The 13,591-nt window shown below is 41.1% G+C and carries 12 protein-coding genes and 1 riboswitch; of the genes, 3 read left to right on the top strand and 9 right to left on the bottom strand.

Translation table 11 applies throughout. The features are described 5' to 3' along the window. Window positions 1–18: 18 nt before the first annotated feature. From MAR181_RS04015 to hldE, 6 genes are all read right to left on the bottom strand, one after another. Complete coding sequence (locus MAR181_RS04015; RefSeq protein WP_013795315.1) at window positions 19–726, bottom strand: thiamine ABC transporter ATP-binding protein; 708 nt, start codon at window positions 724–726, stop codon at window positions 19–21. Beyond that, window positions 713–2,305, bottom strand: coding sequence for a thiamine/thiamine pyrophosphate ABC transporter permease (thiP, locus tag MAR181_RS04010; protein ID WP_245546203.1), 1,593 nt, complete (start codon window positions 2,303–2,305; stop codon window positions 713–715). Before thiP ends, MAR181_RS04015 begins: the two co-directional genes overlap by 14 nt. 11 nt (window positions 2,306–2,316) lie before the next feature. Beyond that, the gene (gene thiB, locus MAR181_RS04005; protein WP_013795313.1) at window positions 2,317–3,330 is read right to left on the bottom strand and encodes a thiamine ABC transporter substrate binding subunit; all 1,014 of its coding nucleotides are present in this window, start codon (window positions 3,328–3,330) and stop codon (window positions 2,317–2,319) included. Between the two features lie 57 nt (window positions 3,331–3,387). After that, a riboswitch (TPP riboswitch) is annotated at window positions 3,388–3,503 on the bottom strand. Between the two features lie 22 nt (window positions 3,504–3,525). Then, window positions 3,526–4,752, bottom strand: a complete 1,227-nt coding sequence (locus MAR181_RS04000) for a 3-deoxy-D-manno-octulosonic acid transferase (protein WP_013795312.1) — start codon at window positions 4,750–4,752, stop codon at window positions 3,526–3,528. 1 nt (window position 4,753) lies between these two features. Beyond that, window positions 4,754–6,538 (bottom strand): lipid A export permease/ATP-binding protein MsbA, encoded by a 1,785-nt coding sequence (gene msbA / locus MAR181_RS03995; RefSeq protein ID WP_013795311.1) that lies wholly within the window; start codon window positions 6,536–6,538, stop codon window positions 4,754–4,756. Beyond that, complete coding sequence (hldE, locus tag MAR181_RS03990; protein WP_049782748.1) at window positions 6,539–7,966, bottom strand: bifunctional D-glycero-beta-D-manno-heptose-7-phosphate kinase/D-glycero-beta-D-manno-heptose 1-phosphate adenylyltransferase HldE; 1,428 nt, start codon at window positions 7,964–7,966, stop codon at window positions 6,539–6,541. A 97-nt stretch (window positions 7,967–8,063) separates the two neighbouring features. On the opposite strand from hldE, the gene MAR181_RS03985 reads away from it, so the two are divergent. From MAR181_RS03985 to waaF, 3 genes are read left to right on the top strand one after another with little or no spacing between them, the layout of a single operon-like run. Further along, window positions 8,064–9,224, top strand: coding sequence for an AGE family epimerase/isomerase (locus MAR181_RS03985; RefSeq protein WP_013795309.1), 1,161 nt, complete (start codon window positions 8,064–8,066; stop codon window positions 9,222–9,224). A 2-nt stretch (window positions 9,225–9,226) separates the two neighbouring features. Next, window positions 9,227–10,174, top strand: a complete 948-nt coding sequence (gene rfaD, locus MAR181_RS03980; protein WP_013795308.1) for an ADP-glyceromanno-heptose 6-epimerase — start codon at window positions 9,227–9,229, stop codon at window positions 10,172–10,174. Next, a complete protein-coding gene (waaF, locus tag MAR181_RS03975) occupies window positions 10,167–11,162 on the top strand; it encodes a lipopolysaccharide heptosyltransferase II (protein ID WP_013795307.1) in 996 nt (331 codons plus the stop codon). The genes rfaD and waaF overlap by 8 nt, the downstream gene beginning before the upstream one ends. A gap of 2 nt (window positions 11,163–11,164) precedes the next feature. Here the strand turns inward: waaF and MAR181_RS03970 are convergent, their stop codons facing one another. The 3 genes from MAR181_RS03970 to MAR181_RS03960 are packed head-to-tail and all read right to left on the bottom strand — an operon-like array spanning window position 11,165 to window position 13,588. Then, window positions 11,165–12,052: a WaaS/CpsH family glycosyltransferase gene (locus MAR181_RS03970; RefSeq protein ID WP_013795306.1), complete on the bottom strand. Its 888-nt coding sequence runs from the start codon at window positions 12,050–12,052 to the stop codon at window positions 11,165–11,167. Continuing rightward, a complete protein-coding gene (locus MAR181_RS03965; RefSeq protein ID WP_013795305.1) occupies window positions 12,049–12,843 on the bottom strand; it encodes a glycosyltransferase family 2 protein in 795 nt (264 codons plus the stop codon). Before MAR181_RS03965 ends, MAR181_RS03970 begins: the two co-directional genes overlap by 4 nt. Further along, window positions 12,824–13,588 carry a glycosyltransferase family 2 protein gene (locus tag MAR181_RS03960; RefSeq protein ID WP_013795304.1) on the bottom strand — a complete coding sequence of 255 codons (765 nt, stop codon included), beginning with the start codon at window positions 13,586–13,588 and terminating at the stop codon, window positions 12,824–12,826. The genes MAR181_RS03965 and MAR181_RS03960 overlap by 20 nt, the downstream gene beginning before the upstream one ends. Window positions 13,589–13,591 lie beyond the last annotated feature (3 nt).

Here is a 13,591-nt window from a genome sequence, read left to right as displayed (position 1 = left end):
ATATGTAACTTAATCCATCTAGCTTGTCGAGCTTTTCGACTCCCCCAAATACTGCGTAAACGCGTTGGGAGTCTGTTTACTGGCTAAAACGTCCGCCGCTTCATGAGCAACCACTCGACCTTGCTCTATCAGAATAACACCCCCACCAACCAACGATGCCTCACTGGGCAAATGAGAAACCATCAAGGTGGTTAACGAAAAGCTTTCCGTCACCTGCTTCACTAAAAACAGCATTTCCTCTCTGAGCACTGGATCAAGAGCACTGAACGGCTCATCTAACAATAGGATAGGCTTTTTTCTCACCAGCACTCTGGCAATGGCGATACGCTGCGCCTGTCCACCCGACAGTGCCTGAGGATAAACATCCGCTTTGGAAGCTAACTGTATTTGCTCTAATGCCCAAGTCACTCTTTCGCATTGCTCTGAACTCAAACGAAGATGCGGTGACAGTCCAATCGCCACATTCTGCCAAACCGTCAATTGCGGAAATAAATTATCACTTTGAAACAAGGTCGAAATGGGACGCTTGTAAGCGGGCAAAGCCAACAAAGATTGAGCCTGATAATCCAATACACCATGACCTTGCAAAAAGCCGCCAAGTAAATGCAGTAAGGTACTTTTACCTTCACCACTCGCTCCCAGTAAAGTCGTGATACCTTGATCGATCTGAACTTGATAATGCGCGTGAAAACGCTCCCAGTCGTACTTTAAATCAACCTTGAGCATGCCACCTTCCCCCAACAATACGAGAAAACAACACATACAATCCCAAGCACAACAAAATCAACACCACGGCAACACAGGCTCCCTCTTCTAGGCGATAAGCACCGATCAATTGAAATAAATACAGCGGCAACGAGACCATGCCTTGACTACCAAATAACGCGATCACACCCATATCTCCCAAAGATAGTAGCAAAGCAAACGCAAATGCCTGTGCAACAGAACTTCGCACCAAAGGCCATTCTATTTTACAGCGAGACCAAGCCTGAAGCCCTAAACTGGAATACAGATGCCGAAAGCGACGCTCTTGCTGATAAAAACAGGGCATCATACAACGTAATACAAATGGCAAAGCCATCACCGCATTAACCCAAACCACAATCCAATAACTGGATGAAAAACTCAGCCCCAAATCTCTCAACCATAAGAATAAGCCTGTCGCGATGACCAAACCAGGAACCATTAAAATTAGATTACCTAACTGTTCTAACTTTGTTGACCAGATATCGAGTTTTCCCCTTCCCATACAATAACGCGCCAGCACACAAAAACTCAGCCCCAGCAGTAAGCTTATAAAGGCGGCAGGAAAAGCAATCTTGAGTGACACTAAAACCGCCTGCCAAAGCCTCAAGGAGCTAAGTGTTTGAAGGAATTGCGTGGAAAACATCGGATCCAAAATGGCAATAAAAGGCGGCAACACAAATACCAATACACACAGAAATGCGATCACATCTAAGGCTTTGGCACCATAGGAATCTCGAATAGAAAAACGGGATTGCGCTAACAAACTTGAGTCCTGATGATTCACAGGCGCCAGCTTGTACACAAAAAGGGCAATCACTGTACAAATCAGCACCTGTAATAGTGCTAAAAAGCTGGCTTTATTCAAATCAAAGTCAAACCTTAATGCTTGATATATGGCTACCTCAAGGGTGCTCGACTTAGGACCACCTCCTAAGCTGAGCACCACAGCAAAACTGGAAAAACAAAGCATAAAAATCAATACAAATGCGCCAGGTAAAGCTTTGCGTAAGTAACTCCATTCTATAAAACGAAAAGCAGACCATCGATCAAAACCTAACTGGTAAGCTTGACGCCACTGACCAGTTGGAATTAAAGCATAGACCTGTAATAGCAACCTAACCGCCAATGGCATATTAAAAAATACGTGCGCCAACAAAATACCGGTCAAACCATATAATGGAAGCTCAATACCAGAAATCTGTGCCAACCAACCCGTTCGACCATACACCACAACGATCCCTAGAATGGCAACAATGCTAGGCACCACCATAGACACGGAAAATAACTGCAACAAAAAAGATCGCCCCCAAAAAGAACGATGAAATAAGCAGGACGCCACTGGCACAGCAATAACAAGACTAAGCAAACTGCTTAATAAAGCTTGCCATAAAGAAAAGCGAATCAAACGCCACAGATAAGGCTGAGACAAAAAGGACGACCACTCAGCCACATCGCTGTAGCGTAATAAAGCCATCAAGCTAAAAACACCAATACAAACAAACAAGCCCACCCCCAACATCGCGGGAAGCAGGCTTGATATTCCAATCAATCGATTCAAACTAATTCAGCTTATTCAGTGGTCGCATTCAACCATTCATTCACCCAGGCCTTACGCTCCTCGGCCACTTGGTCCGCCGGTAACATCAAGCTAGTCACTGGCTTCATCGCCGCTGCAAAAGCCTCTGGTAAAGGCTGATCAAGATCAACCACAGGTAACATCCAATTGCCTGTAGCAATCGTCGACTGAAAGTCGTGTGTCAAAATGAATGACATAAAACGCTCTGCTAAGACTTTATTCGGTGCCGATTTCATCATCGCCGCCACTTCAACTTGAGGATAACGACCTTCTGTCGTTTCAACCGCTTGGTATTTGGTCTCACCTTCCGCCTCTATGTGATAAGCAGGTGAGGTGGTATAACTCAACACCAAATCGGCCTCACCTTTCAAAAATAAACCATACGCATCAGACCAGCCCTTAGTCACCGTTACCGTATGAGAGGCTAAAGTAGACCATGCAGACGCTGCTTTCTCACCATACACTGACTTCATCCAAAGCAATAACCCCAAACCTGGCGTACTAGTTCTAGGGTCTTGATAGATGACTTTTAATTCTTGGTTTTCAACAATGTCCGCCAAACTTTTGGGAGGGTTCTCTAGTGTTTCCGCATTGTAAATAAACGCGAAATGCCCATGATCAAAAGGAACAAAGTCTTTATCAGACCACCCCCCCTCCAGATTTACCACTGAGGTATCAACCCCATGCTCAGCCAACAAGCCTGTTTTTTTAGCGGCCTCCATCAAGTTCAAATCCAGACCTAATAACACATCAGCAGATGAAGATTTCCCCTCTAATTGCACACGAGACAGAATACCAACGGAAGAATCCAAAGCGACAAAGTTAACCTCACAGTCACACAGCTTCTCGAAGTTTTCTTTAATCTTCGGACCAGGCCCCCAGTCGGATGCAAAGGAATCATAGGTATAAACATTAAGTGTTTGAGCCGCTGACGAAAGAGCAGAAAAAGACAGCGTAAAGGTGGCCAAAGCAATACTAGAATAAGTACGAAAAGAAAGTGTTTTCAAGGTGTCGCTCCTAATAATAAGTGAGCGGCGTATAGGTGAAACGGCAAGGTATGATTGACAGACTTGCTATCTCAATTCCTACGCCAGCATAATCTGGATCAGGTTCAATGGGTTAGCGAGCCTTCGCTTCTCAGCTTTGGTTTTTTATCAACCAAGCACCCCATGAGATAATGAGCAATTATTGTAAAGAGTCCCCTAATGAAAGTCTATTTCATTCAAAACCCTAGTCACGGCACCTTGGCTTTTTTCTGCAAAACGCTGCGCCGATTGGCCTATCCGTAAACGTTGTGAGGCTTGTGACGCTAACGCCAACACAAACTCTGTTAATTGCGTTTCGTCTTGGCACTGCAATGCTCCTTTTTCTAGTAGGAGCTGATCCGTAATGTCTTTGAAATTAAACACATGAGGGCCCACAATGATCGCTTTAGCTAATAACGCAGGTTCAACTGGATTATGTCCACCTCGCTTCACCAAACTGCCACCCACGAAAGCCAAATCCGCAGTTTGATAATACTGCATCAGCTCTCCCATTGAATCGCCAATGATCACATCGTATTCAGACCACTTATTGAAAGCCACTTGGCTTCGCAACCCTACACGAGAAAATGAAGCTTGCGCCAAAGCAAACACAGACTCGAAACGCTCTGGGTGTCGCGGCACAAGGATCAACAATGCTTTCGGCTGCTTCTCTAACAAAGCTTGATGTGTTTGCAACATAAGCTCATCTTCACCTTGATGTGTACTGGCTGCAACCCAGACAAAGTCTTTATCAAAGTCATCGCGCCACTGATGCTGCATTACTTCCTCTGGTACGTTCAAATCAAATTTAATACTACCGGTGACATAAACTTTTTTCGCTCCTAGCCCCTTAAAGCGCTGAGCATCTGCTTGCGCATGGGCTAGAAACTGATCAGGCAAAGTAAAAAGGTGACGAGAAATAGCTGAGAACTTTTGATAACGCTGATACGAACGTTCACTCATTCGGGCATTCACAATGCTAATACGCAGCCCCTGTGATTTAGCTTGTTCAAGCAAGTTTGGCCATAGCTCGGTTTCAATGATTAACAATCGAGGACAGGTTAAATGACGCAATGCTAGTCTCACCGCCAAACGCCAATCCATCGGCAAATAACGATGCAAAGCAAATGGAAACACCTGTGCTACTTGCGCCGCACCAGTTGGTGTCATGGTGGTTACTAATAAGGTTTGATTCGGGTATTTTTTTCGCCACTGTGTCACAAGGGGTCGAGCGGCCAACACCTCTCCGACGGAAGCACAATGAATCCACAAGTCCGCTTCCACCTTTCCCCAACGACCAAAGGCTTCTTTGGCTCGATAGGCTGGATAATTTTTTTTAAAACGTCGAACCTTCAAGCAGATGATAGGAGTCAGTAAAGCCAGAAGGAAACGATACAACCACATATTAGTCAGCCGTCTCACTGAATTGCTGGTTATGTAACTGAGCATAAGCGCCATTCATCGCCAATAGTTCAGTATGAGAACCTTGCTCAATGATTTCACCATGATCAACCACCGCAATAATATCAGCATTTTCAATGGTCGAGAGTCTGTGAGCGATGGCAATCGTGGTACGGTTTTCCATCAATCCATCCAAGGCCATTTGAATGGCTCGCTCAGACTCTGTATCCAGTGCCGAAGTTGCTTCGTCCAGGATAAGAATAGGCGCATTTTTCAAAATGGCTCGTGCGATGGCGATTCGCTGGCGTTGACCACCGGAAAGCAAGACACCATTCTCACCAACCATAGTCTCCAAACCTTGATCCAGCTCTTGAATGAAGCCCCATGCATTGGCCGCTTTTGCCGCCTCAATCACTTGCTCATCACTGGCATCACGCAAATGTCCGTAAGCAATGTTTTCACGTATGGTGCCATTAAATAAAACAACCTGCTGGTTCACCAAAGCAATGCTGGTTCTTAGAGAATCTAATTGATAATCTGAAATGGAAACGCCATCAATGTTTAACTCACCTTCATCCAAGTTATAAAAACGTGGAATCAAATTGGCCATAGTCGACTTACCACTCCCAGAGCGGCCGACCAATGCTAGGGTTTTCCCTGCGGGCAAGGATAACGTAATCTTCTTAAGAGCCTGCTTATCTGCATTTGGGTAAGAGAAAGACATGTCTTTCCATTCAATATCACCCTTTAAGGATTGTGCGAGAATTTTGCCATCATCAGGTTCAACCGACATATCCAAAAATTCAAAAATGCTTTGCGAAGCTGCAATGCCTTTTTGTAAAACACTGTTCACATCGGTTAATTGACGAATCGGCTTACCCAACATGCCAGCAGCGGTCAAGAACGCGATGAAGTCCCCTGGCGTCATGTGCTGACTCAAATCCGGACTGAGCGCAAACCAAATCAAAGTAGCCATGGCAAATGCCAAGATAAATTGCACAATTGGAATATTTAGAGAGCGAGTTTTTTCCATTTTCAATTGAGAACGACGATTCTCTTGCGCCGCTTGACGGAAACGTTCGACCTCATACTCACTGCCCCCGAAGATCTTAACAACCTCATGACCTTTAATGGCTTCTGACGCCACATCGGTTACGCCGCCCATGGCATTTTGAATACGCTTACTTAAACGACGAAAACGCTTTGACGCATAAGACACAATCAACCCAATCAGAGGAACCACTAGCAAGAAGAGTAAGGTCAGCTTCCAATTCATGTAGATCATATAACCCAACAGGCCAACAACGGTAAAACCTTCTCTTAAAACAACTCGAATTGCCTGAGTAACAGCTCCAATTACCTGTTCGGTATCATAAGTTAGTTTAGCCAGTAGACGTCCTGTTGGAATAGAGTGATAGTAACTAGAAGACATTTTGACCATTTTATTGAACATGCTGGTTCTCAGGTCAAAAACAACCTTATTCGCAACTTGCGCCATAAAGTAGCCGCCTAAAAAAGTACCAATACCACGGGCAATAAAAATGGCCAAGATTGCTAGAGGAATAACAAGTCTATTCTCAAGTACCTTACCTTCTGAAACGGTATCTACAATATGCTTTAACAAAGCAGCAAGAGCAGGCTCCATTCCTGCATACAGAATAAAACCAATCACACTGAGCATCATATAGACCCACGAGGCTCTAACGTAGCCCAATAACCTCAGATAAGTACTAAAACCTGTGGTTGTCACCGTCTGCTCTTTCACTTCTATTGCTTGCTCTTTTTGCATTCACAAATTCGCTTTATCGATTATGGACGTTGTTGAATAGCCATCTAGAAAAGTAAGTACTTTCACTTCTCCCCCGTTTGACAAGACATGCTCGGCACCCACAATTGTATCAATGGAGTAATCTCCTCCTTTAACCAAAACATCGGGGGATAAAAGCTCGATGATATTTTTGGGGGTATTCTCATCAAACCAAGTCACCCAATCAATCGCTCCAACGGCCTCGAGTACAGCCATTCGGTGCTCTAAACTGTTAATGGGGCGTTTTTCCCCCTTTAAACGTTTGACAGAGGCATCTGTATTCACAGCAACAACCAGACGATCACCAAGTGCTTTTGCCTGTTTCATGTATGCTACATGACCTGGATGCAAGATATCGAAACAACCATTGGTGAACACCACTTTTTCGCCATTTACTTGAGCCAACTTGATCTGTTGTAGGAGTGCTTCCGGGGCTAATACGCCAAAATTTTTGGAATGTGTACGTTGAAACATGATGGTTTCAAGCTGATCTGCTGTAATAAAAGCAGTCCCTAGTTTCCCTACAACATAACCTGCAGCCTGATTAGCGTATTCCACAGCATCCACAAAACGTTTACTGGTAACAAAGATTGCCGTTAGTACAGCAATCACTGTATCTCCTGCGCCGGTTACATCAAACACTTCTCGAGCCGCTGTTGCCAGATAAAAAGGGGCTTTATCTCTGTCCAACAAAACTAAACCATCTTCTCCACGAGTCACCAGTAAAGCATCCCAACCAAATTTGGCTTTTAATTCTTTGGCTTTGATTTCTAGCTCTTTGGTTGTGTCACATGCCCCAACGATAGTCTCAAATTCAAGTAAATTTGGTTTAACTAGTGTGGCGCCTTGATAGATTGAAAAATCATTTCCTTTTGGATCAACTAAGCTAGGCACATTGGCCTTATTTGCTAATTGAATTAAATTCGAAACATCCGCTAAGCAGCCTTTGGCATAATCTGAGAAAATGACGGCATCCGCTTCTGGCAAAGCCTGTTTTACAACTTCTGCAAGCGCTTCATTTTGTGACAAGCTATCAATTCTTTCCTCAAAGTCGAGTCGAATTAACTGCTGATGACGACTCATAACTCTGAGCTTAGTTATAGTTGGCAATTTTTCTGATTGAACAAAGCGGCATCGAACACCTTCTTGTTCAAGACATTTTTGCAAAACTTGCGCATTCTCGTCTTGTCCAACCACGCCAACTAAAGTGACAGCCACACCTAGTTTAGCCAAGCCCAATGCAACGTTCGCGGCACCACCAGGACGATCCTCTATATTTGATACCTTGACTACCTGAACTGGCGCTTCTGGAGAAATTCTTGAAGTGCCTCCATGCCAGTATCTATCCAACATTACATCCCCAACAACTAGGATGTGCTTATCCTTAAAATTTAAGTAAGAAGAATTCATAGCCATTTAATCATCGATTTTTCAAAGCCGACATCTTATCATAGTCCCCCTGCAAGTTGGACACGCGAATTTCATTAAAAATAAGGCTATTATTAGCATGCTTAAGTCAGCCATTTTAGACTGCCAAACTTTTGTTTTTTCAAAACTTCTTCCTAACTGGGCCCAGCATGGCTTAGATGATTCATTAGGCTTCAGTTATGAAAGCCTAAACCAAGATTGGACAATCAATCCTGTTGGCCGAATTCGCCTATTAACTCAATGCCGTCAACTTTACACCTTTAGTCATGCTTGCCTTATTGATGATCAGCTAGATCTTCAAAATAATTTCCAACCTAAGCTCAAGCCATTGTTTAACTTTATTTTAGATCGGTACTATCAAGAAGAGCGTTGGATTTTTTCTTTAAACGACGATTTGAGCGTACAAAATACCGACTCAGACGCCTACGCTCTAGCTTTCGTCTTACTGTCTTTTAGCTTTTATTATCAAGCATCTAAAGACGAAAGAGCCATTGAGTACATTGCTAAAACACACCATTTTTTGTTTGAGAAGATGACCTCTTCAACCGGTGGTTTTTTTGAAACTTTTCCAATCCACAAAGAACAAACACGTCGACAAAACCCGCACATGCATCTTCTGGAAGGCTACATAGCAGCTTTCGAAGCAACTCAAAAGAATGAATACAAAAGCATGATTACAATGCTCTTGTCTCTTGTTGAAAAACACTTCCTTGATAAAAAAAATAAAACACTTAGAGAGTTTTTTACCTACGATTGGCAATGGCATCCTGAGCTGGGTCATCAAGTAGAACCTGGACATCATTTTGAATGGGTCTGGCTTATATACAAAGCGAACCAAATTATACCCAACGCAAAATACACAGATCTCGCTCAACAACTCTGGCTAACCGCCACAAGACATGGCATCGATAATAATGGCGGTATCTTCAATCAAATTGATGGCAACACACTGTTAGCCACAGATAAAGAAAAGCGTATTTGGCCGATTACCGAATACCTAAAAGCCATCACGGTTATGCCAATTGGCTTGGAAGAGAAAGCTCTAAGGCTAACTCAAGCTTGTGAATTCATGCTACAAAATTACTTTCTGGCCACTGGAGGCTGGAATGAATACCTTGACCAAGAAAACACTCCCAAAAAATCCCCTCTATCGGGCACAACCAGCTATCACATTTTTCTGGGCATTACAGAAGTGTTAACATGGTTTAAATTAAACAACTCTCATCACGAATTGGACTAAATATGTTTATCGTTACTGGCGGCGCGGGCTTTATTGGCAGCAACATCATTAAAGCCTTAAATAATCGAGGTATCACTAACATTTTGTTAGTAGATGACTTAACAGATGGTAAAAAGTGTCTCAACCTGTCCGATCTTGATATTGCTGACTACATGGACATGTATGACTTTTTAGAGGCGATCAAGCAAGACTCTTTAGAGATGAATGTTACGGCAGTTTTCCACGAAGGCGCATGCTCAGCAACAACAGAATGGAATGGCAAATATGTCATGGATGTTAACTATCAATACTCCAAGGCCGTTCTTGCATTTTGCTCACAACACAACATTCCATTTTCTTATGCATCCTCTGCTTCTGTTTATGGTTCAGGACCCGTATTTGAAGAAACAAGGCAGCATGAAAAACCGCTTAACATGTATGCTTACTCTAAATTTCAATTTGATCAATACGTTCGATCACTTCTACCAACTACCACACATCAAATCGTAGGCTTTCGTTACTTCAATGTATATGGCCCAAGGGAACAACATAAAGGCAGTATGGCAAGTGTCGCTTTCCATTTACGCAATCAAATATTGGCTGATGAAAATCCGAAATTGTTTGGCGCTTATGATGGCTATGAAGCTGGCGGACAAAGCCGTGATTTCATTTATGTCGAAGATCTCGTCAACACTAAACTTTGGTTTTTAGACAACCCTAACAAATCTGGTATTTTCAACCTTGGCACAGGTAAAGCTGAACCTTTTAGAACGATTGCGGAGACCGTTATCGAGCATTATAGCAAGGGGGAAATTGAATACATTCCTTTCCCAGAGCATTTAAAAGGTGTCTACCAAAGCTTTACTCAGGCAGATATTACAAAGCTAAGAAAATCTGGATATACAGGTTCATTTAGAGGCTTAGCCGAAGGCGTTAAAGATTATCTAAACTGGCTGGATAACCATGGCTAAATATTTAATTGTTGGTCCATCATGGGTAGGCGACATGGTGATGGCACAAAGCCTCTTTATAACTATCAAACAGCAAGAACCCGATGCCATTATTGATGTCATTGGTCCCAACTGGTCTGTCCCGATTCTGGCTAGGATGCCAGAAATTCGTAATGCAATTGTGTTACCTACTAATCACGGTGAATGGGGAATAAAGACACGATTCAAAATTGGTAAAGATTTACGCAGTGAAAACTACAACAAAGCCATTGTAATACCTCGCTCATGGAAATCAGCTTTAATACCATTTTTTGCTCAGATTCCTCATCGTGTGGGCTTCAAAGGAGAGCAAAGATATGTGTTGTTGAACGAGCGACGCAAACTCGATAAAACCATTTTAAATCAAACCGTAAAGCGCTTTGTTTCATTAGGTACTAAAAGTGACGAGGCTTATCCACCAAGAACACTACCTCAACCAAAACTCATCGTTGATAAAGCAAATCAAGCAGAGCAATTTAAGACACATGGCTTATCAAACCGACCTGCCGTCGCTCTTATGCCTGGAGCTGAATTTGGCCCCTCTAAGCAGTGGCCAATTTCACATTTTCGCGAATTAGCTAAAAAACTCATAGAAAAAGGTTACCAGGTCTGGGTTCTGGGTGGGCCAAAAGACCAAGATGATGGAGATAAGATCACTCAAGAGCTTGGAGAGTACAGCATAAACTTATGTGGAAAAACTCAGCTGATTGATGCAATTGATTTACTGAATGCTGCAGAGGTTGCTGTAAGTAATGATTCAGGACTCATGCACGTTGCAGCAGCGGTTGGCATAAAAGTACACGGAATTTATGGTTCAACGAGCGAATTATTCACTCCGCCATTAACAAACAACAAGGTCATACATAACCTCAATCTAGACTGTTCACCTTGCTTTAAACGCTCTTGTCCTTTAGAACATACCAATTGCCTCAAGCTCATAAAACCCAGCCAGATATCAAGAGACATATAAACTTAAGGAAACACTACTCTAATTAGCCGAGAAAATGTGTATATTGACTTTTCATCTTTTAAAAGTGGGATGTAATCTTCTTTTAAAAAAGAAGAAAGACTTCTAGAATCTTGACCATAAATGTAAACATTTTCTTTTCTATAACCGACTAAATCCATCACTTCAGCATTTGTAGTAATGAGTTTTTTATCCAGTAAAAAAGCTTCTATCACTCGTAACGTCACACCGCTTTGTTGATTTTGAGAAACATCAACCAGAATACTCGAATCAAAAACCCTATTTAGATAATCAGAAAAAGATATATAATCCTTAGTTAAAAAACTAATATCTTCATCCGAATAACGTCTTTTTTTATCCTTTACTATGTGAAAGTCGACTTCAACCTCACCTAAATCTTTTTTAATTTTTTTAAGGAGCGACAATCTACCTTTGTCAACACCAGAAAAGAATGCTTTAGAATTTCTTTGATTTCTTGAAGCTAAAGAAATCAGTTTAGATGAATGAATTTGTGGATGATAATTGAAATTATATTTTATAGAATCACTCTTATCAAAGGTCCACACCTCAATTGACTTGACCTTAACATAAAGAAGAAAGAGAATTTTATTTTTAAAACTCATTGAAGCGATAGGATTCCACAACCAAACAACTGGACAACCAATCTTTCTAAAAACTAAATCAATGACAAGAATATTTTCAATCGAAAAAATAAAAACTCGTTCCTTAGAGCTTTTAGGTTTTGAAAAAAAAGCAAACAATCTAGAAAAAAACTTCAAGCCTTTACTTTGATATATATTTTTTTCATAAAGCACATCAAAATCAGAAGAATCAACTTCCTTTGAAAAAAAATGTGACATCTCACTTTCTTTAAATACTATTTTAGTATTCATTTTATATATTGATCAACTCCATTTTCACAAAAAACTTTTTTTTCAAAAATAGAACATTTATATATTTCGTCATTTTTATCTAGCATTTCTCTATCATTCTCTTTATGATAAATGTGATAACCAACAGCCTTAAACTTCAAGTAAATTCTATTAAGGCCTGAGTTTAATAACCGAATAACCATTTCACTATCTTCACGCCCCCACCCTTCAAAATCCTCATTATAACCATTAACATTAAGAGCATCCTTTTTCCAAAGAGCAAAATTACAACCACGAGTTGACTTATCATTATTTCTAATACGAGTTGCCAACTTACTTAAAATTTTTGAATCAATCATATTATGGCGATTTCGAATATCACTCGAAAAAAAACTTGGTATAATTTTTTTATTTAACACTTTAAAACTGATTTTTTCACCTAAAAGAACCCTTCCTCCCTGAACAAAAGCCCCTTGAGTAGCTGCCTCCAGATGAGATTCAATAAACTTTTTCGGTAAAAATAAATCACCATCAACTATAATTAAATAATCTCCACTAGACTTTGCTATTGCCTTATTACGGCTTGCCGCTAAACGAAATCCTATATCCTCTTGCCAAGAATGTAATAATGGAACAGGATATTTTTCTTGTAACTCTTGTATCAATATCTCTGTATCCTCCCTAGAGCCATCGTCAGCGACAATAACTTCAAAAGGGAGCACTGATTGACGCTTAACACTTTCCAACGTTACAGAAAGAGCCTCTTTCCAGTTATAAGTAGTTACGATCAGACTAACTTTCATTTTTTTCATACTCTCTCAACCAGAGATCTATATATTTATAAAATGTTGAATGTGCAGCTAACCAAGCAAGAATAAAACCATGTCGGCCATCCAAAAAACCTAGTTTAATAAAGTACATTTTGATAAAACACGAAAAGGCATGCAGCAAAGACTTTGAGATCGAGGAGCTTTTCTTGCCTTCTCTTTCATCAGCCCAAGCTTTGAGATACTTGGTCGTTTTTAATGAATAATGATTAAGGCTAGAATAGGTATCATGAAATAAATACCCTCGTAACTTGCCCTTATCAATCGATGAATCCGAAATAACTTTTTCATGCACCAAAGCATCATTATACCCTGCCAATTCACGGGGATATAACCTTACAATCCAATCAGGACTCCAACCAGAGTAATTAATTCTCTTTCCAAAAGCAGAACTTAACCTATTCACAAGGTATAATTTTTTACTATTTTCACCAACTGTTAATATTATATCACGCTTCAATTCAGGGGAAACTTCCTCATCTGCATCAATCACAAAAACCCAATCAGTCTTTAAGTACCCTTGAGCTATTTGTCTCTGCCTCCCAAACCCTTCCCACTGGCTATGAATATAAACATCATTCGTATATTTTTTCGAAATGTCTAGCGTACCATCTACACTGCCAGAGTCGACTATAACAATCTGATCAGCCCAATCAGCAACAGATTTTAAGCATCGATCAAGACACTTCTCTTCATTCTTAACAATTAATAAAACACCAATTGATGACATAAT

The sequence above is a fragment of the Marinomonas posidonica IVIA-Po-181 genome, assembly GCF_000214215.1.
In the GTDB taxonomy this organism is placed as follows: domain Bacteria; phylum Pseudomonadota; class Gammaproteobacteria; order Pseudomonadales; family Marinomonadaceae; genus Marinomonas; species Marinomonas posidonica.
This window is presented reverse-complemented; position numbering and strand designations above follow the sequence as displayed.